This is a genomic window from Hydrogenophaga sp. ZJX-1, assembly GCF_048590325.1.
Classification (GTDB): Bacteria; Pseudomonadota; Gammaproteobacteria; order Burkholderiales; family Burkholderiaceae_C; genus Hydrogenophaga.
The window spans coordinates 395,686-418,835 of record NZ_JBMBRA010000003.1 but is presented as its reverse complement, the minus strand read 5'-3'; the positions used below and the strand labels follow the sequence as shown (position 1 = coordinate 418,835).

Below are 23,150 nucleotides of genomic sequence, written 5' to 3'. Positions count from 1 at the left end.
GGGCTATTTCGAGAGCATCCTCATCGTGTCCTCCAGCCCCTTGAGGGTCAGCGGGTACATGCGCTGGCCCATCAGTTGCTGGATCACGCTGATGCTCTGTCGATACTGCCACACCCCCTGGGGTTCTGGATTGATCCACGCGAATTTGGGAAACGTGTGTGTGAGCCGTTGTAACCACTCGGCACCCGCTTCCTCGTTGTTGTATTCCACGCTGCCGCCGGGCTGCAATATTTCGTAGGGGCTCATGGTCGCGTCACCCACGAAGATGAGTTTGTAGTCCTTGTTGTACTTGCGCATGATGTCCCAGGTCGGGAACTTCTCGGCGTAGCGGCGGCGGTTGTTCTTCCACACGAAGTCGTAGACGCAATTGTGGAAGTAATAGAACTCCAGGTGCTTGAACTCGCTCTTGACCGCGCTGAAAAGCTCCTCGACGCGCTGGATGTGTTCGTCCATCGTGCCGCCCACGTCCATCAGCAGCAGCACCTTCACGTTGTTGTGCCGCTCCGGGATCATCTTGATGTCGAGCCAGCCGGCGTTGGCGGCGGTGGCGCGGATGGTGTCGGGCAGGTCGAGCTCGAGGTCGTTGCCTTCGCGCGCAAACTTGCGCAGGCGGCGCAGCGCGACCTTGATGTTGCGCGTGCCGAGTTCCTGCGTGTCGTCGTAGTCGCGGTAGGCGCGCTGCTCCCACACCTTCACCGCCGATTTGTTGCCGCCCTTGCCACCGATGCGGATGCCCTGCGGGTTCTTGCCGCCGTGGCCAAACGGCGAGGTGCCGCCGGTACCGATCCACTTGCTGCCGCCCTCGTGGCGCTCCTTCTGCTCTTCGAGCCGCTTCTTCAGCGTCTCCATGAGCTCGTCCCAGTCCATCTTGGGCGCGTTGGCGATCTGCTCGGCAGACAAGATGCGCTCCAGCTCCTGGCGCAGCCAGTCGGCCGGGATCGGCTTGGTGAAGTCCGCGATCATCTCCACGCCCTTGAAGTAGGCGGCGAAGGCGCGGTCGAACTTGTCGAAGTGCTTCTCGTCCTTCACCAGCGCCGTGCGGCTGAGGAAGTAGAAGTCGTCCATGGTGCAGGCGTCCGGATTCGTCGGTCCCACCACGTCGGCCTGCAGCGCTTCAAGCAGGGTCAGGAACTCCTTGACCGAGACCGGCAGCTTGGCGGCTCGCAGGGTGTAGAAGAAGTCGATCAGCATGGCAGGACCTCCAGAGCGAGGACGCAAGAACCGCCGGTCACCGGTTCCGCTGGTTCATGAACACCAGCTTCTCGAACAGCGTGGTGTCCTGTTCGTTCTTCAGCAAGGCGCCCACCAGCGGCGGGATGCTGACCTTGCTGTCGGCGCTCTGCAGCGCTTCGAGCGGGATGTCTTCGGCCAGCAGCAGCTTGAGCCAGTCCAGCAGTTCGCTGGTGCTGGGCTTTTTCTTCAGGCCGGGCAGGTTGCGCACGTCGTAGAAGGTCTTCATCGCCGCGGTCAGCAGCTCCTGCTTGAGGTCGGGGAAGTGCACGTCCACGATGCGCTTCATGGTCTCGGCGTCGGGGAACTTGATGTAGTGGAAGAAACAGCGGCGCAGGAAGGCGTCGGGCAGTTCCTTTTCGTTGTTGGAGGTGATGAACACCAGCGGGCGGTGCTTGGCGCGGATCAGCTCGCGTGTCTCGTAGCAATAGAACTCCATGCGGTCGAGTTCGCGCAGCAGGTCGTTGGGGAACTCGATGTCGGCCTTGTCGATTTCGTCGATCAGCAGCGCCACCGGCTGGTCGGCGTTGAAGGCCTGCCAGAGCACGCCCTTGACGATGTAGTTGTGGATGTCCTTGACCTTCTCGTCACCGAGCTGCGAGTCGCGCAGGCGGCTCACCGCGTCGTATTCGTACAGGCCCTGCTGCGCCTTGGTGGTGCTCTTGATGTGCCACTGCAGCAGCGGCAGCTTCAGCGCTTCGGCCACTTCTTCGGCCAGCATGGTCTTGCCGGTGCCGGGCTCGCCCTTGACGAGCAGCGGGCGCTTCAGGGTGATGGCCGCGTTGACGGCCAGCATCAGGTCCTGGGTGGCGACGTAGTTCTGGGTGCCTTGGAATTTCATGTCGGGGGCTTCGGGTTGGGAAGGAAAACGCTGCTGGTACGGGCCGCGGTCCACTGGCCGCAGGGCCGGGAATCAGGGTAATCAATAAGTGGCTGGTGATGATCGAGTCTATATAATCGAGCATTGATTTTTATCAATCATTCATCTCATTGTGCTTGCAAAATGAACCAACTGTTGCCCATGATCGCCCGTTCACTTGTCGCCGCTGCGACGTTTTCTGCGGTCGCTCTGACCGCCCAGGCGCAGGGCCTCACCGGCAACGCTGACGCCGGTCAGAAGAAGGCCGACATGTGCATCGGCTGCCACGGCATCCCGGGCTACCAGAACAGCTTTCCCGAGATCCACAAGGTCCCCAAGATTTCGGGCCAGTCGGACAAGTACATCATCTCGGCCCTGACGGCTTATAAGAAGGGTGAACGCAAGCACCCGTCCATGCGCGGCATCGCCGGTTCGCTGAGCGAGCAGGACATGGCCGATCTGGGCGCTTTCTACGCCGCACAGGCTTCCAAGACCGCGGCCGAAACGCCCAAGGCCCCCGACCAGGTCACGCAGGCCCTGATCGAAAAGGGCGCCTGCGCGTCCTGCCACGGCGCCAACTTCAGCAAGCCGATCGACCCGACCTACCCCAAGATCGGTGGCCAGCACGCCGACTACCTGTTCGTGGCCCTCAAGGCCTACACGGTCGAGGGCAACCAGGTGGTGGGTCGCGCCAACCCCATCATGGCCGGCATGGCCAAGCAGTTTTCACCCGCCGAAATGCGCCAGATCGCCAAGTACCTGGCTTCACTCGATGGCGAACTGTCGGTGGTGCCGCAGCCTCGCTTCCGCTGATTGCTGTTCGCCCCAAAAAAAGCCGCTCGATGAGCGGCTTTTTTGTGTCAGTCTTTCGTTGCCCGGCGGCGCACCTGGTCGATGTAGGCCTGGCCGTCGGGCGGGCGACCGGCGCGCTGGCTTTCCCAGAGCATGGTGCCCAGGCACTCCATCACTTCGTGGTGCGCAGCGTGCAGGTCGCCACGGCGCGCGGCCAGCAGTTCCACCGCCTGGCGGATGCCCGGTGGCTGGTCGATGCTGCACTGCTCGCTGATGGACAGGTGCATGGACAGGTGCAGGAACGGGTTCTCGCTGGTGCCGTTGCCCGGTTCGCCAAGGCGGGCGAGGGCCGTGTCCACGTCGGACAGTTCGGCGTGGTATTCGGGATGTTCGGCGATCCACTGGCCGGCCAGGGTTTCGATGGCCTCCATGGGTTGTTCGCCCAGGCGCTTGGCGTGGACCGAACAGAAGAATCGCCGCACATCGGCTTGAGACGGATTGAACATGGGGGCATTGTCCCGCAAGCAACGACACCCCGTGACCCGCTTGGGTACAGTGGTGCCCACTGTTCAGGAGACACCACATGACCCAGGCCTTCATCTGCGACGCCATCCGCACCCCCTTCGGTCGCTACGGCGGCGCGCTCAGCAGTGTGCGTACCGACGACCTCGGCGCCATCCCGTTGCGTGCCCTGATGGCGCGCAACCCGAACGTCGACTGGGGCGCCATCACCGACGTGCTCTTCGGCTGCGCCAACCAGGCCGGTGAAGACAATCGCAACGTCGCCCACATGAGCAGCCTGCTCGCCGGCCTGCCGCTGGAGGTGCCGGGCGCCACCATCAACCGCCTGTGCGGCTCCGGCCTGGACGCCGTGGGCACGGCCGCACGCGCCATCAAGGCCGGTGAAGCCGGCCTGATGATCGCCGGCGGCGTGGAAAGCATGAGCCGCGCACCCTTCGTCATGCCCAAGGCAGAGAGCGCTTTCAGCCGCAACAACGCCGTCTACGACACCACCATCGGCTGGCGCTTCGTCAACAAGCTGATGAAGGCCCAGTACGGCGTGGACTCCATGCCCGAAACGGCAGAAAACGTCGCCACCGACTACGGCATCGAGCGCGAGGCGCAGGACCGCATGGCCCTGGCCAGCCAGATGAAAGCCGTCGCCGCGATCAAAGCCGGTCATCTGGCGCGCGAGATCTGCGCCGTGAGCATTCCGCAGAAAAAGGGCGACGCCATCGTCGTGGACACCGATGAACACCCGCGCGAAACCAGCCTCGAAACACTCGCCAAGCTCAGGGGCGTGGTGCGGCCCGACGGCACGGTGACGGCGGGTAACGCCAGCGGCGTGAACGACGGCGCCTGCGCGCTGCTGCTGGCCGATGAAGCCACCGCCGCCAAGAACGGACTCACGCCCAAGGCCCGCATCGTCGGCATGGCCACGGCCGGCGTGGCCCCGCGCATCATGGGCATCGGCCCGGCGCCAGCGACGCAGAAGGTGCTCGCGCTCACCGGCCTGACGCTGGAGCAGCTGGACGTGATCGAACTCAACGAAGCCTTTGCCGCCCAAGGCCTGGCGGTGCTGCGCACCCTGGGTCTGCAGGACGACGATGAACGGGTCAACGCCTGGGGCGGCGCCATCGCGCTGGGTCATCCGCTGGGCGCCAGTGGCGCCCGCCTGGCCACCACGGCGGTCAACCGCCTGCACGCCACGGGCGGGCGCTACGCGCTGTGCACCATGTGCATCGGGGTGGGGCAGGGCATTGCTCTGATCATCGAGCGGGTCTGAAGTCCAGGGGCGGACAAGCGAAGCGGCGCAGGGGGGTGGCCAGTCAGTGCCTCCAGGCCGGCAGCTGCCAGTTGCGCCAGAGCGCCAGCGCCCGCAGCCCGGCCGTGACGACCACGCAGGCGATCAGCGCCAGCCAGCCGGGCGCGTCCATCTGCCACAGCCCCACATACACCCAGCCGCCCACGAAGGCGCACACCGCATAGGGGCGGTGGTCGTGGAAAGCGGTCGGGATTTCATTGCACACCACATCGCGCAGCACGCCGCCGAACACGCCCGTGATCAGGCCCATGAGCACGGCCACCAGCGCGGGCAGCTCCAGTTGCAGCGCCTGGTGCACGCCGGTGGCGGCGAACAGGCCCAGGCCCAGCGCGTCGGGCCACTGGATGGCCTTTTCGGTCAGGGCAAAATGGCGAACCCGCAAGAACAGCATGGCCAGCACGCACAGGGCCAGAACCCCCCACAGCATCTCCACATGGCGCACCCAGAAAAACGGCCGCTGGTCCAGCAGCAGGTCGCGCAGCGTGCCGCCGCCGAACGCGGTAAGGAAGCCCACCACACACACGCCGACCGCGTCGAGCCGCTTGCGGGCGCCTTCCATGATGCCCGACAGCGCGAAAGCGGCCGTGGCCGCCAGCTCCACCAGCAGGCGCAGGGTTTCGCCCCAGAATTGAACGTTGTGCATCGCCGGATTGTCGTCGCCCCATGCCCCTGATCACCGACCCTTTCTTCTACGCCGTGGCGATTCCAGCGGTGCTGCTGCTGGGGGTGAGCAAGAGCGGCTTTGGCGCCGGCTTCGGCTCGCTCGCCGTGCCCATGATGGCGCTGGCGGTCACGGTGCCGCATGCGGCAGCGATCCTGATGCCCGTGCTGCTGGTGATGGACCTGCTGGGCATGGCGGCGTTTCGAAAGAACGTGGATCGCCGCTTGCTGCGTTTCCTGCTGCCCTTTGGCCTGCTCGGCATCGTGATCGGCGCGCTGCTGTTCAAGGTGCTCGACGCCAAGGTGGTGGCCGGCATCGTGGGCGGCTTCACCCTGCTGTTCCTGGCGCAACGCCTGCTGTTTCCGCCCAGGGCCGACAGCCCGCCGCCACCGAAATGGGTGGGTGCCATCCTGACGGCCACCTCCGGTTTCACCAGCTTCATCGCCCACGCCGGCGGCCCGCCGATCAACGCCTATGTGATCCCGCTGCGGCTCTCGCCGGTGCTGTTCACCGGCACCATGGCCTTCTTCTTTTTCTTCATCAACCTCTCGAAGTGGATTCCCTACGCCTGGCTGGGCCTGTTGGACCTGCGCAACATGCTGACCTCGCTGGCGCTGCTGCCGTTTGCGCCGATCGGGGTCTGGGTGGGGGTGCGCATTGCGCACCGCATCCAGCCGCTGCTGTTCTACCGGCTGGTTTACACCGGCATGTTCCTCACCGGCGTCAAGCTGGTGTGGGACGCCTGGCGCTGAAGGCGTGGCGATAACATAGACCCAGTTTTCAGACAACGAGGAGGTCGGTATGCCGGTGGTGGTGGTTGCGAATCCCAAGGGGGGCGTGGGCAAGTCCACGCTGTCCACCAACGTGGCCGGTTATTTCGCCAGTCAGGGGCACAGCGTCATGCTCGGCGATGCGGACCGCCAGCAGTCCTCCGCGCTCTGGCTCAAGCTGCGGCCCGAGGCGGCCCGCCCGATCGCCACCTGGAACATCTCGCACGACCTGATCGCCCGCCCGCCGCGCGACACCTCGCACGTGGTGCTCGACACCCCGGCCGGCCTGCACGGCTGGCGCTTCAAGGACGTGCTCAAGCTGGCCGACAAGGTGCTGGTGCCGCTGCAGCCCAGCATTTTTGACATCTACGCAACCCGGGCGTTTCTCGACGAGCTGGCCGAGACGCGGCACGCCGACCAGCTCGACATCGGCATCGTCGGCATGCGGGTCGATGCGCGCACCATCGCCGCCGACAAGCTGCACGAGTTCGTCGACAGCCTCGGCTTGCCGGTGCTGGGCTACCTGCGCGACACGCAGAACTACATCCACCTCGCCGCGCGCGGTCTCACGGTGTTCGACGTCTCGCCGAGCCGGGTCGAGAAGGACCTGCAGCAATGGCAGGGCATCTGCGACTGGTTGAACAGTTGAAACACCCCCGCCGCGCTGCGCGCGACCCCCTCAAGGGGGCGGCACTGGCCGTCCGGCAAAGCCGGCCCGGCGGTGCCCTGGGCTGCACCCCTTCATGCATCGGTGTGGCGCTCCGGCGCCATTGAAAACAGATATCCACGGCGGTAGCTTGTCGCGCGGCCGACACCAGCAGCAGGGTTGGCCGACTAGAGTCGCGGCCATGAAAACCTTTGAAACCCTGGCCGATCTGGCCGCGTGTGTGGGCCAGGAAGTGGCCGTGAGCGACTGGGTCACCATCACCCAGGAGCAGGTCAACCGGTTTGCCGAAGCCACCGGGGACCACCAGTGGATCCACGTGGATGTGGAGCGGGCCCGCGCCGGTCCCTTTGGTGCGCCGATTGCACACGGCTTTCTCACGCTGTCACTGCTGCCGGTGTTTTTCGACTCGTCCTTCGAGATCCGGCAGGCGGGCGTGGGCGTGAACTACGGGCTCAACAAGGTGCGTTTCACGGCGCCGGTGCCGGTGGGCAGCCGCCTGCGCGGGCACCTCACGCTGCTCAGCGCGGAGCCGATCGAGCGCGACGGCCTGCAGATGCTGTGGTCGGTGGCGGTCGAACGCGAGGGCTCGGACAAGCCGGTGTGTGTGGCCGAGTCGCTGGTGCGGCGCTATCCCTGATACCGATTGGCCCTCAAAGCGATAACGGCGTTGCGCAGCCTTGCCGTGCCAAAGCACTGACTGCGGCTTCGCGCCTTGTTCTCACTTTGAATGCAGGCGGTGTGCGCCACGAGCGCGCGGCTATTTGATGCGCACCAGCTGGCTCGGTTCGAGCCAGCCTTCGAAAGCCGAGATGAGGTCGTTGATGCGCGCTGCCGCCGCGCTCTGGCTGTGTTGTTGCGAAATCAGCTGGTAGGCGTCGTTGCGCAACATCCAGAGTTCCTTGGCGGTCTGGGTGGCGGCGATTTTGTGGCGCAGGCGCTGCGCGGGCGCGCTGTCGCAATCCTCCACGCTTTGAAGCAGGGCGTTGCGAATGACTTGAATGTCTTTCAGGCTGGGCGTCTTGCGCGCGGTCGAGCGCGGGCTGAGCGTCCCCCTGATGATGCGGGCGATGGTGGGAATCAAGCGGGCCTCCGGGCGACCTGGTGGGGCGCAGGGACAGGTGGTGCGGCGGCGGGTCTCGCTCGGCGCGGGCAAAGGAAGCTCGTTATTGTGTTGGAACCCTGGGTGCCGGTGTGGGTGTGGCTCCCCATTGCCAAAGTGACGGTTTTCACAGACGTGTGGTCCCGAAGTCCTGCTGGCGCCAGGCTTCGTAAACAACCACCGCCACCGAGTTGGACAGGTTCAGGCTGCGCTGGCCTTCGATCATGGGCAGGCGCAAACGCTGGCTGTCGGGAAACTGCGACCGCACCGCTTCGGGCAGGCCCTGTGTTTCCGAACCGAAGACCAGCCAGTCGCCGGGCAGGAAGTGGTTGTCGTACACGCTGCGGCTGCTGCGGGTGGTGCAGGCAAACAGGCGCTGCGGGTCGGGTTGTTCGGATTCGAGAAAGCGGGCCCAGTCGGCATGGCGACGGACCTGTGTGTACTCGTGGTAGTCGAGTCCCGCTCGCCGCATCTGCTTGTCGTCCATCGAAAAGCCCAGGGGCTCGATCAGGTGCAGTGTGCAACCCGTGTTGGCGCTGAGCCGAATGACATTCCCCGTGTTGGGTGGAATTTCGGGCGCAACGAGAACGATGTGGAACATGAAGACAGGTCAAGGTGCTGTGGCGCGCGCAAGGTGTCGGGCCGTTGGCCTGACCTTGTGTGCTCCCTGCTTGGCCGCGATGATAAGCGCAATTCGGCGTGTTCCCGTTGCACCGCGCCGTCCCTGGTTGCCCATCGCAACCGTCCCTGCTTTTGATCAGAAGCCGGTGAGATTCAGTGGCCGCTGGTTCGGGCCAGCACCAGGGCGCTGACACGACCGGTGCCCGCCTTCAGCAGCGCCTGGGCGGCGCTGTTGAGCGTGGTGCCGGTGGTGCTGACGTCGTCCACCAGGAGCACGTGGGTTTTCTGCAGGCGGGCCACGTGGTGCGGATGGGTGACAAAGCTGCCCTGCAGGTTGCGCAGGCGCTGTTCACGGGGCAGCGGGTGCTGGTCGGGCGCGTTGCCGATGCGCACCAGGGCGTCGGACAGCGCCAGCGCCCGGGTATCGGCCGTCTGTCGGCGCAAGGCCTTGATCAGTTCCCACGCCTGGTTGTAGCCGCGCTCGGCCAGTCGAGCCGCGGTGACCGGGACCGGCACCACCACATCGCACGCGCGCAGCAGCTCGCCCACCCCCGGCTGGCGCAGCATGAGGGCGGCGAGTGGACCCGCCCAGCCGGGCTCGCCCCGGAACTTGAAGCGGGCGATCAGGCCGTCCCACGGGTAGGCGTAGTCCACCGCGGCCACCAGGGTCTGCAGGCTGTGCGCGTGCGAGCCCTCGCTCTGTGAGAGGCAGGCGCCGCAGTGCGTGGAGCCTGGCGGCAGGCGCCGGGCGCAGGTCGGGCAGCGGGGCTCGGGTGGCGCGTGGCGTGTTTCGCAGGCCGGGCACACCGGCAACGAAGGCCAGCGGCCACACACCTGACAGGTGCCGGGCAGGCGCTGCATGAGCTGGTACAGAGGGTGGCGGCCGGACATGGGACCAATATACTGGCGCCGACGCCGCACACGCGCGCCCGAGCGAGCACCACGACCCTTGAAAACCACACCTGAAACCGCTTCTGCCGTGCCCGGACTGGATCCGCGCGCGGCCTCGCGCTGGCTCGATCATCCGCGGACCCAGAGCCCGTGGCTGCACGAAGAGGTGGCCACACGCATGTCGGAACGGCTGAAGTGGTTCCGGAATGCCCCCGCAAGCTGGCTGCATTGGGAGCCGGTCGACGGTGGCCTGACGGCGCACCGGCGCCTGCGCGAGCAGCTGCCCCTGGCCGAGTGCCATGTCGAGTCGCGGCACATTCAGCGGGCCCTGCAGGCCACGCTGGAGCCGGCGAAACGGTCCTGGAACCCGGCCCACTGGCGCCGCGCCTTCAACCCGCAGCCGGCGACCGACGACACGCGCGTGGCGATGCTCTGGGCCAACATGGCCCTGCACCACGAACCCCAGCCCCTGGACCTGCTGAAACGCTGGCACAGCCGGATCCAGACCGATGGTTTTCTGATGTTTTCCTGCCTCGGTCCGGACACGCTGCGTGAGCTGCGGGCGGTGTACGCGCGGGCGGGCTGGCCCGATCCGGCGCATGCGTTCACCGACATGCACGACTGGGGCGACATGCTGGTGCACAGCGGGTTTGCCGAGCCGGTGATGGACATGGAACGCATCAACCTCTCGTACAGCGGCGCAGAGCCCCTGCTGCGCGATCTGCGCGAACTCGGGCGCAACCTCAGCGCCGGGCGGTTTCCGGCTCTGCGTTCCCGGGGCTGGCACGCCCAGCTGTGCCGGGCGATCGAGGACGGGTTGCCACGGTCCGACGATGGGCGCCTGTTGCTCACTTTCGAGGTGATTTACGGGCACGCTTTCAAGCCCGCTCCCCGTGTGCCACTGGGCCCCACCCAGTCGGTTTCGGTCGAGGACATGCGCGCCATGCTGCGCGCCGGCCGCAGCTGAGAGGCCTTCCCGGATCGTCTGCCGGGTCGTCGCTAGGTCTGGAAAACCAGGCACGGACGGGCAGAATTTGGCCGCGGCGCCAGAAAAACCGGGGTGTCCGGCCGCTACAATTGACATAAATCAAACCTTTCGGAGCGTTTTCTCCGCAAGGCTGATCCGGTCTGCGGGCCGCGCAGGGCCCGGTCTGACGAGGCAAGGATGAGTCCATCCCTCCCACCCTTCCGCTGGGCAACCGTGTCTGCCGAGGGCACGCTCTGGCTGTTGCGGCGCAATTGTTCGGTCTCGCCGAAGCAGGTGGGCTGGTTTTTTGCGGGCTTGTGCGGGGTGTCGCTCGGTGTGGCCGGATTCTTCTGGTCGCAGGGCGCCACGCTGGTGCTGCCGTTCACGGCGGTGGAGCTGATGGCGGTGGGCACGGCCTTTCTGGTGTTTGCCCGCCACGCCACCGACCGGGAGCGCATCAGCCTGCGGGACGGTCGCCTGGTGGTGGAGCTGGAGATGGCGGGTGAGACGCGGCGGTGTGAGTTCGTGAGCCAGGGCGTGCGGATCGACACCGGGCAGGGCCGAGAGGGGTTGATCGAGCTTCGAGGGGGCGGTCATGCGGTTCACGTGGGCCGCTACCTGCGGCCAGACCTCAGGCCCGAGCTGGCCAGGGAAATCGCCCTGGCGTTGAGAGAAGGTTGACAGGTGTGGGTCGCGCGTTTGGGTATTCCCTGAGTGGGGCGGTGCACGGAATTTGTTCTAATTGGCATTGATATAAATCAATACTTATATTTGAGGCGGAAAAAGTGAGAATGACCAATCAAGCAGGAAAGCTCCTCGGCAACGCACTGTCCCGGTTCCGGTCGGTGACCGCGACCATGGCCCTTGGCTCGGCCGTCTGGGTGACGGAGGCGGCACATGCGGTCAACGACCTGCCGGGCGGCCCGGCGGTCAACCAGCTCAACTTTGCGCCGCCAGCCACCAAGATCGCCGAAGAACAGCACTGGCTGCACTGGTTCATGATGGCCATCTGTGCCGTCATCTTCGTGGTCGTGTTCGGCGTGATGTTCTATTCCATCGTCAAGCACCGCAAGTCGGTGGGCCACAAGGCGCAGGCGCTGTCCGAGCCGATCTGGGTGGAGCTGGGCTGGACCATCATTCCGTTGCTGATCGTGATCGGCATGGCGCTGCCCGCCACCAAAGTGCTGGTGGCGCAGAAAGACACCACCAACAGCGACCTGACCATCAAGGCCACAGGCATGCAGTGGAAGTGGGGTTACGACTACATCAAAGGCGAAGGCGAAGGCATCTCGTTCCTGTCGACGCTGGACAACAGCCACCGCGAGATGTCCAACAGTGGCAACCCGCCTGCGACGGACGACTACCTGCTCAAGGTGGACAACCCGCTCGTGGTGCCTGTGGGCAAGAAAATCCGCATCATCACCACCGCCAACGACGTGATCCACGCCTTCATGGTGCCGGCCTTTGGCATCAAGCAGGACGCCATCCCCGGCTTCGTGCGCGACACCTGGTTCCGCGCCGAGAAGACCGGTGACTTCTATGGTCAGTGTGCCGAGCTGTGTGGCAAGGAACACGCCTACATGCCGATCCACGTCAAGGTGCTGAGCGCCGAGGCGTACACCGCCTGGGTCACCGAGCAACAAAAGGCCGTGGTCGCTGCGAAGTGAGCAGTGGACTGAAGAATTCAAAGTATCCAAGGAATCAACGATGAGTGCAGTTCTCGACCACCACGACGCGCACGGCCATGACCACGACCACCACGCCCCGTCGGGCTGGCGCCGCTGGGTCTACGCCACCAACCACAAAGACATCGGCACGCTGTACCTGCTGTTCGCCTTCACCATGCTCATGGTGGGCGGCGTGCTGGCGCTGCTGATCCGCGCCGAGCTGTTCCAGCCCGGCCTGCAGCTGGTCAACCCCGGGCTGTTCAACCAGCTCACCACCATGCACGGCCTGATCATGGTGTTCGGCGCCATCATGCCGGCCTTCGTGGGCTTCGCGAACTGGATGATCCCGCTGCAGATCGGCGCCGGCGACATGGCCTTTGCCCGCATGAACAACTTCAGCTTCTGGCTGATGATTCCTGCGGCCATCATGCTGGTGGCCTCGTTCTTCATGCCCGGTGGCGCACCGGCGGCCGGCTGGACGCTGTACGCGCCGCTGACGCTGCAGATGGGTCCCTCGATGGATGCCGGCATCTTCGCCATGCACATCCTGGGCGCCTCGTCCATCATGGGCTCGATCAACATCATCGTGACCATCCTGAACATGCGCGCGCCCGGCATGACGCTGATGAAGATGCCCATGTTCTGCTGGACCTGGCTGATCACCGCCTACCTGCTGATCGCCGTGATGCCCGTGCTGGCCGGCGCCATCACCATGACGCTGACCGACCGCCACTTCGGCACCAGCTTCTTCAACCCCGCCGGCGGCGGCGACCCGGTGATGTACCAGCACATCTTCTGGTTCTTCGGCCACCCCGAGGTCTACATCATGATCCTGCCGGCCTTCGGCATCGTGAGCCAGGTCGTGCCCGCGTTCTCGCGCAAGAAGCTGTTTGGCTACGCCTCCATGGTGTACGCCACCGGCTCCATCGCCATCCTGTCCTTCGTCGTGTGGGCCCACCACATGTTCACCACCGGCATGCCGGTGACGGGCCAGCTGTTCTTCATGTACTCGACCATGCTGATCGCCGTGCCCACGGGCGTGAAGATCTTCAACTGGATCGCGACCATGTGGAAGGGTTCGATGACCTTCGAAACGCCCATGATGTGGGCCGTCGGCTTCATCTTCGTGTTCACCATCGGTGGCTTCACCGGCCTGATCCTGTCGGTCGCCCCGATCGACATCCAGATGCAGGACACCTATTACGTGGTGGCGCACTTCCACTACGTGCTGGTGGCCGGTTCGCTGTTCGCCATGTTCGCCGGCATCTACTACTGGCTGCCCAAGTGGACCGGCGTGATGTACAGCGAAACCCGCGGCCAGATCCACTTCTGGTGGTCGATGATTTCCTTCAACGTCACCTTCTTCCCGATGCACTTCCTGGGTCTGGCCGGCATGCCGCGCCGCTACGCCGACTACCCGATGCAGTTCGCCGACTTCAACGCCATCGCCTCGGTGGGTGGTTTTGCCTTCGGTATTGCCCAGGTCTATTTCTTCCTGGCAGTTGCGCTGCCCGCCATGCGCGGCAAGGGTGCCAAGGCCCCGCAGAAGCCCTGGGAAGGTGCTGAAGGCCTGGAGTGGGAAGTGCCGTCGCCGGCTCCGTTCCACACCTTCGAGAACCCACCCAAGCTGGACGCCAGCGCCACCCGGATCGTTGGCTGAAGCACGGGCCATCGTTGGAAAAATGACATCTGACCAAAAAAAGAACAACCTGCGCCTGGGCCTGATCCTGGGATCGGTGGCGCTGGTTTTTTTCCTCGGCTTCGTGGGCAAGATGGTGCTGCTCGGCGGCTGATCGCCACCCGGCACCCGTTATTTCGGAACACCCATGGGACTGCGTCGCGAAAACTTCAAGATGGTGGGCAAGCTCGGCGTGATCACGCTGGGCATGTTCGGCTTCGGCTATGCGCTGGTGCCGATCTACAACGCCATCTGTGAAATGACGGGCATCAACGTGCTGGCGCTGGCCGAGCGCGAAGTGCCCGGCCAGCGCGCGGCGCTGCCGGCCAACACCCAGGTGGACCGCACGCGCAGCATCACGGTCGAGTTCGACGTCAACACCCGCGGGCCCTGGCATTTCAAGCCGGCGGTGCGCTCGTTGCAGGTGCACCCGGGCGAACTCACCACCGTGGTCTACGAGTTCCAGAACATCCAGGACCGCACCATGGCCGCGCAGGCCATTCCGAGTTACGCGCCCAAGCAGTCGGCCGCCCATTTCAACAAGCTGGAGTGTTTCTGCTTCACCCAGTACACGTTGAAGGCGGGCGAAAAGAAGGAATGGCCGGTGGCCTTCGTGATCGATCCGCGCCTGCCCAAGGACGTCACCACCATCACGTTGTCCTACACCTTCTTCGAGGTGGGCGGCAAGGTGCCGGCGGCGCCCCAGGACGTGGCGGTGCACACGCTGCCCGTCGCCCAACCGGCGGATCCGGTATGACCCAGGTTCCTCTGCACCGGCGCAAAGGCTCCATCGGCGCCACCGTGAAAGCCGTGCTCTGGGGCTTTCTGGGCGTGCGCCGCAATGCCGACTACCAGAGCGACATTGCCAAGCTCAACCCCATCCACATCCTGGTGGTGGGCGTGATCATGGCCGTGCTTTTTGTCGTTGGCCTGATTCTGTTGGTGAACTGGGTGGTGCCCTGAGCCCCGGTTACCGAACACACTTTTCATTCTTCCAGCTATTCATACAAGCGTTCAGTACATAGGAGAGAGCATGTCAGCAGCAGCACACGGCACAACGCCTTATTACTTCGTCCCGGGGCCATCGCGCCATCCGGTGATGGCGGCCATTGGCCTGTTTTTTGTCATCCTGGGCGCAGGTCAGTGGGTCAACGGCGCCGAGTGGGGCATGTACTCGCTGGCGTTTGGCATGGCCTTCTGGCTCATCGTGCTGTTCCAGTGGTTTGGCCAGGCGATCGGCGAGAGCGAGAGCGGCATGTACGGGCGCAAGATCGACCTGTCGTTCCGCTGGAGCATGAGCTGGTTCATCTTCTCCGAAGTGATGTTCTTCGGCGCCTTCTTCACCGCGCTGTGGTGGGCCCGTACCCACTCGGTGCCGGCATTGGGCAACATTGAAAACTCGCTGATCTGGCCCGACTTCACTTCGGTGTGGCCCAGCCTGCAGGCCGGTGCCACCGCTTCGCCTGCCGGCATCATCGAGCCGTTCCAGACCATGGGGCCGTTCTGGCTGCCCACCATCAACACGGCTTTGCTGCTGAGTTCGGGCGTGACGCTGACCATCGCCCACCACGCGCTGCAGGCGGGTAACCGTGGCAAGACCATCGCCTTCATGTGGATGACGGTGCTGCTGGGTATCGTGTTCCTGTTCGTCCAGGGCTACGAATACGCCCACGCCTACAGCGAACTGAACCTCAAGCTGTCGTCGGGCATCTTCGGCTCGACCTTCTTCATGCTCACGGGCTTCCACGGCTTCCACGTGTTTGTCGGCATGCTGATGCTGCTGTTCATCACGCTGCGCCTGCAAAAAGGCCACTTCAGTGCCGATCGCCACTTTGGCTTTGAAGGCGCCGCCTGGTACTGGCACTTCGTGGACGTGGTCTGGCTGGGTCTCTACATCCTTGTTTACTGGATGTGAGTCCGGGCACGGGGCGCGAAAGCGTTCCGGACGGACAAGAAAAAAGCGCCAGCAGGCGCTTTTTTCTTGTCCGTCATGGCCCCGGCTCAGCGCTGCAAGGGCAGGCCGGTGGGCTGTATCCAGCCCATCAGGTAACTGACGAGCACCGCAACAAACAGCAGGATGGAGAATCCCACCCGGAAGGCCAGTGCCCGCGCCATGTGGTTCTTGCGCGGGGCGGCCGTTTTGCCATCTTCTCCGGTTTCGCTGGCGCCGCCGCGCATCATGAAGACCAGCGCAGCCGCCAGGCTGCCGATGATGGCGACGAAGGCCGCGATGACAAGGTATTTCATGCGATCAATTATCGGTTTGTTTGTGATCTCCGCGGGTGCTGTTGCATGAGCGTCGCTCGGCCGCTCCGAAGACGCTCTGCCCCGCAGTGCGCAGCACGGAGGGTAGTCCAGTGAGCGCCCGGCCCGCGCGTTTCTGGGTCGTGACGCTGGCCACCGTCGTCACGATGGCGGTGACCGCCGCGCTGGGTTTCTGGCAGCTGGACCGTGCCGGGCAGAAGCGCGCGCTGCAGGACCAGATCGAACAGCGGGGCCATCTGGCACCCTGGTCGACCCGTGAGCTCTTGCAGGCACTCGACCCTCAGGCCGGCCTGCACCGTCCCGTGCAAATCAGTGGCCGCTGGGTGCAGGGCGCCACCCTGTTTCTCGACAACCGGCAGATGAACGCCAGGGTGGGCTTTTTTGTGATCACACCGCTGCGACTGGCCGGCAGCGACCGCGCGATCCTGGTTCAGCGGGGCTGGGTGGCGCGCGACTTCAACGACCGCAGCCGCGTGCCGGCGGTGGATACGCCAGAAGGCGATGTCCGCCTCGAAGGGCGCCTGGCACCACCACCGGGCAGGCTTTTCGAGCTGGGTGAGTCAGGCTCTGGGCCAATCCGGCAAAATGTCGACATCCCCGGTTTGGCCCTGGCGTTCGGCGTGTCTCTGCTGGACGTCTCGGTCCTGCAGACCGGCAACGCAGACGACGGCCTGCAGCGCGACTGGCCGCGTGTCGCAGCCGGTGTCGAAAAACACCATGGTTACGCCTTCCAGTGGTTTGGCCTGTGCACCCTGGCCGGTGTTCTCTATGTCTGGTTCCAATTCATTTCCCCCCGCCGAAAGCGCACCCCCCATGGCCCAGAAGCCCGATGAACCGTTGATGCTGACCGTGCACAGCCTGCCCCAGCTGGACCAGGCGAGCGCCCAGGCCGCCGCCAGCACGCGCGCCGGCCGCTGGAAGATGCTGCTCCTGTTGCTCGTGAGCGCAGCGCCCGTGGTTGCCTCGTATATCACCTACTACGTGATCCGACCGGAAGGTCGCCGCAACTATGGCGAGCTGATCCAGCCGCAGCGTCCCTTGCCGGCGTTCACCGGCGTCAACGCCCTGGGGCAGGCCGTGCCGCTGACGACGCTCAAGGACCAGTGGCTGCTCATCAGTGTGGCGGACAGCGCCTGCAACGAGACCTGCCAGCAACACCTCTATCTGCAGCGCCAGCTGCGCGAGACCCTGGGCAAGGAGAAAGACCGGCTGGACTGGGTCTGGCTGCGCACGGGCGGTGCGGAGCTCGGTGAACCCTTGCGTCAGGCCACGGCCGCGGCACAGGTGCTGCAGGTGGACGCGCAGCAGCTGGCCGAATGGCTGCAACCAGCGCCGGGCCAGCGCCTGGAAGACCACCTGTATCTGGTGGATCCGCTGGGCAACTGGATGATGCGCTTCCCCGCGCCGCTGGACCCCAAAAGGGCCAAGAGCGATCTGGACCGCCTGCTGCGCGCATCCGCGTTCTGGGACAAGGCCGGAAGATGAGGACCACCCCCGTTGCTTGCTCGCTTCGCGTAGCCGCATCCCCCCTCAAGGGGGCGATACCCGTGGCCCGGCGAAGCCGGTTCCACGGTATCTCTGGCCTGGGGCATCTCGCGCCGGGGGCATGGGTATCCGTGCCGTTCAGGAACCAGTGACATGGACGCGCAACCGCTGTACGACCTCGCCCCCATCGCCCGCATCATGCTGCTGGGCGTGGTGCTCGCGCTCGGACCGCTGGCCTGGGTGTGGCTGCGCAACCGCGATGCCGCACCCGCGCAACGCCTGCGTGTGCTGACCCTCATCACCCTGTTTCTCACCTTCGACCTGGTGCTCTTCGGTGCTTTCACGCGCCTGACCGACTCGGGTTTGGGTTGCCCCGACTGGCCAGGCTGCTACGGCAGCGTGAGTCCGGTGGGCGCGAATGCGTCCATCGCGGCCGCGCAGGAAGCCATGCCGACGGGACCGGTCACGTTCTCCAAGGCCTGGATCGAGATGATCCACCGCTACCTGGCCACCGCCGTCGGGGTGTTGATCCTCGTACTGGCCAGCGTGAGCTGGGTTGAACGTCGGCGCTTGGCGGTGTCGTTCTGGTGGCCGCTGGCCACGCTGGTCTGGGTCTGCCTGCAAGGTGCGTTCGGTGCGCTCACCGTCACCATGAAGCTGTTCCCGGCCATCGTCACCATGCACCTGCTGGGCGGACTGGCGCTGCTGGCTTTGTTGCGAGCGCAGGCCGTGGGCTACGCGCAGGCCGAGCCCGCCCACCCCGGGCCTGTGGCCTTGCACAGCGGCACGCGTGTTGCGCTGGTTCTGGTGTTCACCCTGTTGTGGCTGCAGATCGCGCTTGGCGGCTGGGTGAGCACCAATTACGCCGTGCTGGCCTGCAGCGAGTTCCCCACCTGCCAGGGCAGCTGGTGGCCCAGCATGGATCTGCGCGAGGGCTTTTCGCTCTGGCGCGAACTCGGGCTGAGCCGCTCGGGCGAGGCCATTCCGTTCGCTGCGCTGACCGCCATCCACTACGTGCACCGTCTCACCGCCTACGTGGTGCTGGCTGCCCTGGGCTGGCTGGCGTGGCGGCTCTGGGCGGTGCCGGCCCTGCGCGGCACGGCGCGCACCCTGCTGGCGCTGGCCGGCCTGCAGGTGCTCAGCGGGCTGGCCAACGTGGTGCTCGACTGGCCGCTGCTGGCGGCGGTTGGCCACACCGGCGGTGCCGCAGCCCTCGTGATTGTCATGACCGGTGCCCTCTCTGGAACCCGCACTGCGGTGAACACCGTGAGCGCCTCCCCATTCAATGTTTCCCGACCGACCTGATGAGCACCGCGCCCACCACCCCCGCCACCGCCCAGCCGACCCCGGTCTGGCGCCAGTTCCACGCGCTGACCAAGCCGCGCGTGATCCAGCTCATCGTTTTCTGCGCCCTGATCGGCATGGTGCTGGCCGTGCCCGGTGTGCCGTCCTGGCAGCAGGTGCAGCTGGCCGCCATCGCCTCGTTCGGCATCTGGCTTGTGGCCGGCGCGGCAGCGGCTTTCAACTGCGTGGTCGAACAGCAGATCGACGCCAAGATGCGGCGCACCGCCTGGCGCCCCACCGCCAAGGGTGAGCTCTCCAACGTGCAGACGCTCTCGTTCTCGGCGGTGCTGTGTGCGCTGGGTTCGGCCATCCTGTACTTCCTCGTGAACCCGCTCACCATGTGGCTGACCTTCGCCACCTTTGTCGGCTACGCGGTGATCTACACCGTGATCCTCAAGCCGCTCACGCCGCAGAACATCGTGATCGGTGGTGCCTCGGGCGCCATGCCGCCGGTGCTGGGCTGGGCCGCCATGACGGGCGTGGTCTCGCCAGAAGCCCTCATCCTGTTCCTGATCATCTTCCTCTGGACACCGCCGCACTTCTGGGCGCTGGCGCTCTACCGCGTCGAGGATTACCGCAAGTCCGGCCTGCCGATGCTGCCCGTGACCCACGGTTCGGACTTCACCCGGCTGCAGATCCTGCTCTACACTTTTGTGTTGTTTGCCGCCTGCCTCATGCCCTTCGTGATGCGCATGAGCGGCTGGTTCTATCTGGTCATGGCCGTCGTGCTGAGCATCGGCTTCTCCGGCTATGCGTTTGCGCTCTGGCGGGAGTATTCGGACACGCTGGCGCGCAAGACCTTCCGCTTCTCGCTGATCCACCTGTCGCTGCTGTTCGCAGCACTTCTTATAGATCACTACCTGCCATGAATTCCGTTCGCCGTTTCCTTCTGCTGGCCGGCCTGTCCCTGGCCATGTTGGCAGGTTGCTCCGACAAACCCGCCGACGCCACCGCCACGGGCTTCTCGGGCATCGACATCACCGGTGCCGACTACGCCACCGGTTTCTCGCTCACCGACCACAACGGCCAGACCCGCACGCTGGCCGACTTCAAGGGCAAGGCGGTGGTGGTCTTTTTCGGGTTCACGCAGTGCCCCGACGTGTGCCCCACATCGCTGGGCGAGCTGGCGCAGGCCCGACAGCTGCTCGGTGCCGATGGCGAACGGCTGCAGGGGCTGTTCATCAGCGTCGACCCCGAGCGCGACACACCCGAGGTGATGAAGGCCTACATGGCCAGCTTCGACCCCAGCTTCCTCGCGCTCTACGCCGCGCCCGATGCGCTGCCCGATCTGGCCAAGAGCTACAAGGTCTATTACAAGAAGGTCGAAGGCAAGACCCCGACCAGCTACACCATGGACCACTCAGCGGGCAGCTACGTGTACGACCCGCAAGGACGCATCCGTCTCTACCACCGCTACGGCAGCGGTGCGCAGGCGCTGGCCGATGACGTGAAGAAGCTGCTGAAGTAGGCCAATCGGCCGGCTCACCGCTGAGCTGCTCGGGCACGGCCCCTATACTCCACCGGTCCTGAAAATGGATACGTGGGTCCGGTCGCCTTGGCGCCAATGCAAAGGCATGGGGCCCGATCCAACCAATGTGAAAATTGCCTGGGGAGGTGCGTTTCGTGTTCAAGTCCGTCGCCAAAAGCGTTTGTGCCGCTGTGCTGTTGTCTGTCGTCGCCGCGTGCGGCTCTCACCGTGTTGATCCGGACGAGCTCCGTGAAGCCGCCATGAAAGCCGGCAGGAAGTACCCACAAACCTATATCTCCAGCATCTCGGTAACCTTGCAAGATGCCGATCCCGATGACAACCGGCTGACGCACAAAAAAGAACTCGAAGCCAAGTTCCCGGAGATCATCAGGGAAGAGCTGGAGGATCAGGGCTACCGGGTGCTCACGACTGACCCGGGCAAGTCCGAAGGTGTGGCGTTGGTGAACGTCAAGGTGACATACGACCCCGGAAACCGCGCTCTGCGATGGGGTGTACTGGCTTTTTCCGGAATCGGGAAAGGAACCTTGGAGGTGCAACTGGATGCCGTCGACGCGGTCTCGGGATCGTTGCTGGTGAGCCGCAAGGACAACGATACGACGCGCGGGGGCGGCTTCGGTGGCAACTTCTACGACGATGCAGAAGATTTTGTCGGTGACATGGCATCCGACCTGGGCGAGGCCCTGACCGAGTTCCAGTCACAGCCCTCCACTGGCACGCAGCTGTCTGCTGGCGCCGTCTGATCGCGGCACAGCCGGCGCCATGCGGCGCGGACTGTGCCGGATCAGACTCAGTCCACCTTGGCGCCGCTGAGTTTGACGACCCGTTCGTACTTGGTGCGCTCGGCGTTCATGAACTGGCCGAACTGTTCCGGGCTGCTCGGCGCCGGCTCGGCCATCAGCATCGCGAACCGCGCCTTGACGTCCGGGCTCTGCAGGGCCTGGGTGAACGCGGCGTTGAGCTTGCGCACCGTGTCGGCGGGCGTGGCCGCCGGCACCACCAGACCCCACCAGGTATCGATGCTGAAGCCGGGCAGGGTTTCGGCAACGGTGGGCACGTCGGGCATGGTGGCCGTGCGCTGCGCGGTGGTGACGGCCAGCGCCTTGAGCTTGCCGGCGCGGATGTTGGCGGATGCCGTGGCCAGGTTGTCGAAGTTGAAGTCGACCTGACCCGAGAGCAGGCCGAGCTGGGCCGGGTTGCCACCGTTGTAGGGTATGTGCACGGCGAACACGCCCGCCTGGTTCTTGAACATTTCACCCGCCAGATGGCCGGCGCTGCCGTTGCCACCCGAGCCGTAATTCAGCTTGGCCGGGTTGGCCTTGGCGTATCGGATCAGGTCGGCCAGGGTGTGGATGTTCAGCCGCTGGGCGGTCTCGGCGTTCATCACCAGCACGTTGGGCACGCTCAGCATCTGCGTGACCGGCGCGAAGTCTTTCACCGGGTCGTAGGGCAGCTTGCTGAACAGCCAGGGGTTGATGCCGTGCGAAGCCGTCGTGGCGATGCCGATGGTCAGACCATCGGGCGCCGCCTTGGCCACAGCGCTCACGCCGATGTTGCCGCCCGCGCCCGGCCGGTTCTCCACGATCACGGTGCCCAGCGAGCCTTTCACGGCTTCGGCCAGCACGCGCGCAGTCTGGTCGATCGGGCCACCGGCGCCGAACGGCACGACGATGCGGGTGGTGCTCTGGGCCTGCCCCAGCGCAGGCAGCATCAGCGCGGACGTGGCCAGCGCAACGGTGGTGACGAGGTGGCGGCGGTTCAACATGGGGTGGTCTCCTGGGGTTGTTGTTGGAACGGGTTGAAGGCGGCGGTCACAGCTTGTCTGCTTCGCTGGTGAACGAGTCGGCGTAGAACTCCTCGGGCGGCAGGCCCGCCTCGGCGCTGTATTGCGTGCGCGCCGATTCGACCACGATGGGGGCTCCGCACGCGTACACCTGATGGCCAGACAGGTCCGGGAAATCCTGCAGCACCGCGAGGTGCACGAAGCCCGTGCGGCCGGTCCAGCCGTCTTCGGGCAGCGCATCGGAAATCACCGGCACGTAGTGCAGGTTGGGCATCGCGGCGGCCTGGGCCAGCAACCAGTCGTGGTGGTAAAGATCGGCCGGGCGCCGGCCGCCCCAGTACACGGTGGTCGGGCGCTGGATACCCTTGAAATGCATGTGCTGGAGGATGGCCTTGATGGGCGCAAAACCGGTGCCCGACGCCAGCAGGATCACCGGCTTGTCGCTGTCCTCGCGCAGGTAGAAGCTGCCGTAAGGCCCTTCGATGCGCAGGATGTCTTTCTCCTTCATGGCGCCGAACACGTGGTCGGTGAACTTGCCGCCCGGCATGTGGCGCAGGTGCAGTTCCATGGCCGGCTGGCCCGCTTGCGTGTGCGGCGCGTTGGCCATGGAATAGCTGCGGCGGTCGCCGTCGCGCAGCAGGAACTCGATGTACTGGCCCGCGTGGTACTGGAAGGTGTCGGACGCGGGCAACTGCAGGTGCATCACGATCACGTCGTGCGAAGCGCGTTCGAGCCGGTTCACGCGCACCGGCATCTTCTTGATCGGGAAGGCACCGGCTTCGGTGACCTGGCGCGACTCCAGCACCACATCGCTGTGGGCCACGCCGCAGCAGGTCAGCGCATAGCCGGCGGCTTCTTCCTCGGCGCTCAGGGCCTTGGCCTGGTGCGGGCCGTGGGTGATCTGGCCGCTGACCACTTTGCATTTGCACGAGCCGCAGGCGCCGTCCTTGCAGCCATAGGGCAGGCCGATGCCTTGTCGGATGCCCGCGGCCAGGATGGCTTCGGTGGGCTCTGCCGTGAAGCTGCGCCCGCTGGGTTCGATGGTGATGGTGAATGTCAT

The 23,150-nt window shown here is 65.2% G+C and carries 28 protein-coding genes and 1 pseudogene; 19 read left to right on the top strand and 10 right to left on the bottom strand.

All coding sequences use genetic code 11. From position 1 onward, the window contains the following. Positions 1-3: 3 nt before the first annotated feature. Both ACN5W5_RS10835 and ACN5W5_RS10830 read right to left on the bottom strand, forming a co-directional pair. Positions 4-1,191 (bottom strand): vWA domain-containing protein, encoded by a 1,188-nt coding sequence (locus ACN5W5_RS10835; RefSeq protein ID WP_420048530.1) that lies wholly within the window; start codon positions 1,189-1,191, stop codon positions 4-6. A gap of 37 nt (positions 1,192-1,228) precedes the next feature. Further along, a complete protein-coding gene (locus tag ACN5W5_RS10830) occupies positions 1,229-2,071 on the bottom strand; it encodes an AAA family ATPase (RefSeq protein ID WP_420048529.1) in 843 nt (280 codons plus the stop codon). Between the two features lie 162 nt (positions 2,072-2,233). On the opposite strand from ACN5W5_RS10830, the gene ACN5W5_RS10825 reads away from it, so the two are divergent. Beyond that, the gene (locus ACN5W5_RS10825; RefSeq protein WP_420048528.1) at positions 2,234-2,902 is read left to right on the top strand and encodes a c-type cytochrome; all 669 of its coding nucleotides are present in this window, start codon (positions 2,234-2,236) and stop codon (positions 2,900-2,902) included. Positions 2,903-2,949: 47 nt separating this feature from the next. Here the strand turns inward: ACN5W5_RS10825 and ACN5W5_RS10820 are convergent, their stop codons facing one another. Continuing rightward, positions 2,950-3,387: a DUF1841 family protein gene (locus ACN5W5_RS10820; protein ID WP_420048527.1), complete on the bottom strand. Its 438-nt coding sequence runs from the start codon at positions 3,385-3,387 to the stop codon at positions 2,950-2,952. Between the two features lie 77 nt (positions 3,388-3,464). On the opposite strand from ACN5W5_RS10820, the gene pcaF reads away from it, so the two are divergent. Then, entirely contained in the window at positions 3,465-4,667 is a 1,203-nt protein-coding gene (gene pcaF, locus ACN5W5_RS10815) for a 3-oxoadipyl-CoA thiolase (protein ID WP_420048526.1), read from the top strand. Positions 4,668-4,710: 43 nt separating this feature from the next. Here pcaF and ACN5W5_RS10810 read toward each other — a convergent pair whose 3' ends face one another. After that, positions 4,711-5,349, bottom strand: coding sequence for a trimeric intracellular cation channel family protein (locus tag ACN5W5_RS10810; RefSeq protein WP_420048525.1), 639 nt, complete (start codon positions 5,347-5,349; stop codon positions 4,711-4,713). A gap of 20 nt (positions 5,350-5,369) precedes the next feature. On the opposite strand from ACN5W5_RS10810, the gene ACN5W5_RS10805 reads away from it, so the two are divergent. The 3 genes from ACN5W5_RS10805 (at position 5,370) to ACN5W5_RS10795 (ending at position 7,441) form a co-directional block, all read left to right on the top strand. Beyond that, on the top strand, positions 5,370-6,119 hold the full coding sequence (locus ACN5W5_RS10805; RefSeq protein ID WP_420048524.1) for a sulfite exporter TauE/SafE family protein: 750 nt from the start codon (positions 5,370-5,372) through the stop codon (positions 6,117-6,119). 49 nt (positions 6,120-6,168) lie between these two features. Beyond that, positions 6,169-6,786 (top strand): AAA family ATPase, encoded by a 618-nt coding sequence (locus tag ACN5W5_RS10800; RefSeq protein ID WP_420048523.1) that lies wholly within the window; start codon positions 6,169-6,171, stop codon positions 6,784-6,786. A 199-nt stretch (positions 6,787-6,985) separates the two neighbouring features. Next, the gene (locus tag ACN5W5_RS10795) at positions 6,986-7,441 is read left to right on the top strand and encodes a MaoC family dehydratase (RefSeq protein ID WP_177133672.1); all 456 of its coding nucleotides are present in this window, start codon (positions 6,986-6,988) and stop codon (positions 7,439-7,441) included. Between the two features lie 120 nt (positions 7,442-7,561). Here the strand turns inward: ACN5W5_RS10795 and ACN5W5_RS10790 are convergent, their stop codons facing one another. The 3 genes from ACN5W5_RS10790 to ACN5W5_RS10780 form a co-directional block, all read right to left on the bottom strand. Further along, entirely contained in the window at positions 7,562-7,885 is a 324-nt protein-coding gene (locus ACN5W5_RS10790) for a hypothetical protein (protein ID WP_177133670.1), read from the bottom strand. Between the two features lie 145 nt (positions 7,886-8,030). Continuing rightward, positions 8,031-8,504 (bottom strand): tRNA (uridine(34)/cytosine(34)/5-carboxymethylaminomethyluridine(34)-2'-O)-methyltransferase TrmL, encoded by a 474-nt coding sequence (trmL, locus tag ACN5W5_RS10785; RefSeq protein WP_420048522.1) that lies wholly within the window; start codon positions 8,502-8,504, stop codon positions 8,031-8,033. Between the two features lie 173 nt (positions 8,505-8,677). Next, positions 8,678-9,415: a ComF family protein gene (locus ACN5W5_RS10780; RefSeq protein WP_420048521.1), complete on the bottom strand. Its 738-nt coding sequence runs from the start codon at positions 9,413-9,415 to the stop codon at positions 8,678-8,680. 58 nt (positions 9,416-9,473) lie between these two features. Here ACN5W5_RS10780 and ACN5W5_RS10775 point away from each other — a divergent pair, with 58 nt between their 5' ends. The 8 genes and pseudogenes from ACN5W5_RS10775 (at position 9,474) to ACN5W5_RS10740 (ending at position 15,642) form a co-directional block, all read left to right on the top strand. Next, the gene (locus ACN5W5_RS10775) at positions 9,474-10,382 is read left to right on the top strand and encodes a biotin synthase (protein WP_420048520.1); all 909 of its coding nucleotides are present in this window, start codon (positions 9,474-9,476) and stop codon (positions 10,380-10,382) included. Between the two features lie 198 nt (positions 10,383-10,580). Next, complete coding sequence (locus ACN5W5_RS10770) at positions 10,581-11,063, top strand: DUF2244 domain-containing protein (protein WP_177133664.1); 483 nt, start codon at positions 10,581-10,583, stop codon at positions 11,061-11,063. Positions 11,064-11,239: 176 nt separating this feature from the next. Next, positions 11,240-12,040: pseudogene (coxB, locus tag ACN5W5_RS10765) on the top strand (cytochrome c oxidase subunit II); the annotation flags it as partial. A 49-nt stretch (positions 12,041-12,089) separates the two neighbouring features. Further along, on the top strand, positions 12,090-13,709 hold the full coding sequence (gene ctaD, locus ACN5W5_RS10760; RefSeq protein ID WP_210828662.1) for a cytochrome c oxidase subunit I: 1,620 nt from the start codon (positions 12,090-12,092) through the stop codon (positions 13,707-13,709). A 22-nt stretch (positions 13,710-13,731) separates the two neighbouring features. Further along, on the top strand, positions 13,732-13,842 hold the full coding sequence (locus tag ACN5W5_RS10755) for a cytochrome oxidase small assembly protein (protein WP_218179350.1): 111 nt from the start codon (positions 13,732-13,734) through the stop codon (positions 13,840-13,842). A 33-nt stretch (positions 13,843-13,875) separates the two neighbouring features. After that, the gene (locus ACN5W5_RS10750) at positions 13,876-14,484 is read left to right on the top strand and encodes a cytochrome c oxidase assembly protein (RefSeq protein WP_177133660.1); all 609 of its coding nucleotides are present in this window, start codon (positions 13,876-13,878) and stop codon (positions 14,482-14,484) included. Next, a complete protein-coding gene (locus ACN5W5_RS10745) occupies positions 14,481-14,690 on the top strand; it encodes a DUF2970 domain-containing protein (RefSeq protein WP_177133658.1) in 210 nt (69 codons plus the stop codon). Before ACN5W5_RS10750 ends, ACN5W5_RS10745 begins: the two co-directional genes overlap by 4 nt. A gap of 70 nt (positions 14,691-14,760) precedes the next feature. After that, the gene (locus tag ACN5W5_RS10740) at positions 14,761-15,642 is read left to right on the top strand and encodes a cytochrome c oxidase subunit 3 (RefSeq protein WP_177133656.1); all 882 of its coding nucleotides are present in this window, start codon (positions 14,761-14,763) and stop codon (positions 15,640-15,642) included. Between the two features lie 86 nt (positions 15,643-15,728). Here the strand turns inward: ACN5W5_RS10740 and ACN5W5_RS10735 are convergent, their stop codons facing one another. Then, positions 15,729-15,974, bottom strand: a complete 246-nt coding sequence (locus tag ACN5W5_RS10735) for a twin transmembrane helix small protein (protein WP_177133654.1) — start codon at positions 15,972-15,974, stop codon at positions 15,729-15,731. A gap of 164 nt (positions 15,975-16,138) precedes the next feature. Between ACN5W5_RS10735 and ACN5W5_RS10730 the strand changes: the two genes are divergently transcribed. The 6 genes from ACN5W5_RS10730 to ACN5W5_RS10705 all read left to right on the top strand — a co-directional run bounded on the left by ACN5W5_RS10730 (position 16,139) and on the right by ACN5W5_RS10705 (position 21,050). After that, positions 16,139-16,825, top strand: a complete 687-nt coding sequence (locus ACN5W5_RS10730) for an SURF1 family protein (protein ID WP_420048740.1) — start codon at positions 16,139-16,141, stop codon at positions 16,823-16,825. Next, a complete protein-coding gene (locus ACN5W5_RS10725) occupies positions 16,806-17,477 on the top strand; it encodes an SCO family protein (protein ID WP_420048519.1) in 672 nt (223 codons plus the stop codon). Before ACN5W5_RS10730 ends, ACN5W5_RS10725 begins: the two co-directional genes overlap by 20 nt. Positions 17,478-17,630: 153 nt before the next feature. Further along, on the top strand, positions 17,631-18,782 hold the full coding sequence (locus ACN5W5_RS10720; RefSeq protein WP_420048518.1) for a COX15/CtaA family protein: 1,152 nt from the start codon (positions 17,631-17,633) through the stop codon (positions 18,780-18,782). Beyond that, positions 18,782-19,690 (top strand): heme o synthase, encoded by a 909-nt coding sequence (cyoE, locus tag ACN5W5_RS10715; protein ID WP_420048517.1) that lies wholly within the window; start codon positions 18,782-18,784, stop codon positions 19,688-19,690. The genes ACN5W5_RS10720 and cyoE overlap by 1 nt, the downstream gene beginning before the upstream one ends. Continuing rightward, on the top strand, positions 19,687-20,289 hold the full coding sequence (locus tag ACN5W5_RS10710; protein WP_420048516.1) for an SCO family protein: 603 nt from the start codon (positions 19,687-19,689) through the stop codon (positions 20,287-20,289). Before cyoE ends, ACN5W5_RS10710 begins: the two co-directional genes overlap by 4 nt. A 155-nt stretch (positions 20,290-20,444) precedes the next feature. Beyond that, entirely contained in the window at positions 20,445-21,050 is a 606-nt protein-coding gene (locus ACN5W5_RS10705) for a hypothetical protein (RefSeq protein ID WP_420048515.1), read from the top strand. Positions 21,051-21,097: 47 nt separating this feature from the next. Here ACN5W5_RS10705 and ACN5W5_RS10700 read toward each other — a convergent pair whose 3' ends face one another. Continuing rightward, entirely contained in the window at positions 21,098-22,072 is a 975-nt protein-coding gene (locus tag ACN5W5_RS10700; protein ID WP_420048514.1) for a Bug family tripartite tricarboxylate transporter substrate binding protein, read from the bottom strand. Positions 22,073-22,118: 46 nt separating this feature from the next. Continuing rightward, the gene (locus ACN5W5_RS10695) at positions 22,119-23,150 is read right to left on the bottom strand and encodes a CDP-6-deoxy-delta-3,4-glucoseen reductase (RefSeq protein ID WP_420048513.1); all 1,032 of its coding nucleotides are present in this window, start codon (positions 23,148-23,150) and stop codon (positions 22,119-22,121) included.

Excerpts from the sequence above, each read along its gene's own strand:
- ACN5W5_RS10835 (WP_420048530.1), bottom strand. The coding sequence starts at position 1,191 with ATGCTGATCGACTTCTTCTACACCCTGCGAGCCGCCAAGCTGCCGGTC.
- ACN5W5_RS10830 (WP_420048529.1), bottom strand. The coding sequence starts at position 2,071 with ATGAAATTCCAAGGCACCCAGAACTACGTCGCCACCCAGGACCTGATG.
- ACN5W5_RS10825 (WP_420048528.1), top strand. The coding sequence starts at position 2,234 with ATGAACCAACTGTTGCCCATGATCGCCCGTTCACTTGTCGCCGCTGCG.
- ACN5W5_RS10820 (WP_420048527.1), bottom strand. The coding sequence starts at position 3,387 with ATGTTCAATCCGTCTCAAGCCGATGTGCGGCGATTCTTCTGTTCGGTC.
- pcaF (WP_420048526.1), top strand. The coding sequence starts at position 3,465 with ATGACCCAGGCCTTCATCTGCGACGCCATCCGCACCCCCTTCGGTCGC.
- ACN5W5_RS10810 (WP_420048525.1), bottom strand. The coding sequence starts at position 5,349 with ATGCACAACGTTCAATTCTGGGGCGAAACCCTGCGCCTGCTGGTGGAG.
- ACN5W5_RS10805 (WP_420048524.1), top strand. The coding sequence starts at position 5,370 with ATGCCCCTGATCACCGACCCTTTCTTCTACGCCGTGGCGATTCCAGCG.
- ACN5W5_RS10800 (WP_420048523.1), top strand. The coding sequence starts at position 6,169 with ATGCCGGTGGTGGTGGTTGCGAATCCCAAGGGGGGCGTGGGCAAGTCC.
- ACN5W5_RS10795 (WP_177133672.1), top strand. The coding sequence starts at position 6,986 with ATGAAAACCTTTGAAACCCTGGCCGATCTGGCCGCGTGTGTGGGCCAG.
- trmL (WP_420048522.1), bottom strand. The coding sequence starts at position 8,504 with ATGTTCCACATCGTTCTCGTTGCGCCCGAAATTCCACCCAACACGGGG.
- ACN5W5_RS10780 (WP_420048521.1), bottom strand. The coding sequence starts at position 9,415 with ATGTCCGGCCGCCACCCTCTGTACCAGCTCATGCAGCGCCTGCCCGGC.
- ACN5W5_RS10770 (WP_177133664.1), top strand. The coding sequence starts at position 10,581 with ATGAGTCCATCCCTCCCACCCTTCCGCTGGGCAACCGTGTCTGCCGAG.
- ctaD (WP_210828662.1), top strand. The coding sequence starts at position 12,090 with ATGAGTGCAGTTCTCGACCACCACGACGCGCACGGCCATGACCACGAC.
- ACN5W5_RS10755 (WP_218179350.1), top strand. The coding sequence starts at position 13,732 with ATGACATCTGACCAAAAAAAGAACAACCTGCGCCTGGGCCTGATCCTG.
- ACN5W5_RS10750 (WP_177133660.1), top strand. The coding sequence starts at position 13,876 with ATGGGACTGCGTCGCGAAAACTTCAAGATGGTGGGCAAGCTCGGCGTG.
- ACN5W5_RS10745 (WP_177133658.1), top strand. The coding sequence starts at position 14,481 with ATGACCCAGGTTCCTCTGCACCGGCGCAAAGGCTCCATCGGCGCCACC.
- ACN5W5_RS10740 (WP_177133656.1), top strand. The coding sequence starts at position 14,761 with ATGTCAGCAGCAGCACACGGCACAACGCCTTATTACTTCGTCCCGGGG.
- ACN5W5_RS10735 (WP_177133654.1), bottom strand. The coding sequence starts at position 15,974 with ATGAAATACCTTGTCATCGCGGCCTTCGTCGCCATCATCGGCAGCCTG.
- ACN5W5_RS10730 (WP_420048740.1), top strand. The coding sequence starts at position 16,139 with ATGGCGGTGACCGCCGCGCTGGGTTTCTGGCAGCTGGACCGTGCCGGG.
- ACN5W5_RS10725 (WP_420048519.1), top strand. The coding sequence starts at position 16,806 with ATGGCCCAGAAGCCCGATGAACCGTTGATGCTGACCGTGCACAGCCTG.
- ACN5W5_RS10720 (WP_420048518.1), top strand. The coding sequence starts at position 17,631 with ATGGACGCGCAACCGCTGTACGACCTCGCCCCCATCGCCCGCATCATG.
- cyoE (WP_420048517.1), top strand. The coding sequence starts at position 18,782 with ATGAGCACCGCGCCCACCACCCCCGCCACCGCCCAGCCGACCCCGGTC.
- ACN5W5_RS10710 (WP_420048516.1), top strand. The coding sequence starts at position 19,687 with ATGAATTCCGTTCGCCGTTTCCTTCTGCTGGCCGGCCTGTCCCTGGCC.
- ACN5W5_RS10700 (WP_420048514.1), bottom strand. The coding sequence starts at position 22,072 with ATGTTGAACCGCCGCCACCTCGTCACCACCGTTGCGCTGGCCACGTCC.
- ACN5W5_RS10695 (WP_420048513.1), bottom strand. The coding sequence starts at position 23,150 with ATGACATTCACCATCACCATCGAACCCAGCGGGCGCAGCTTCACGGCA.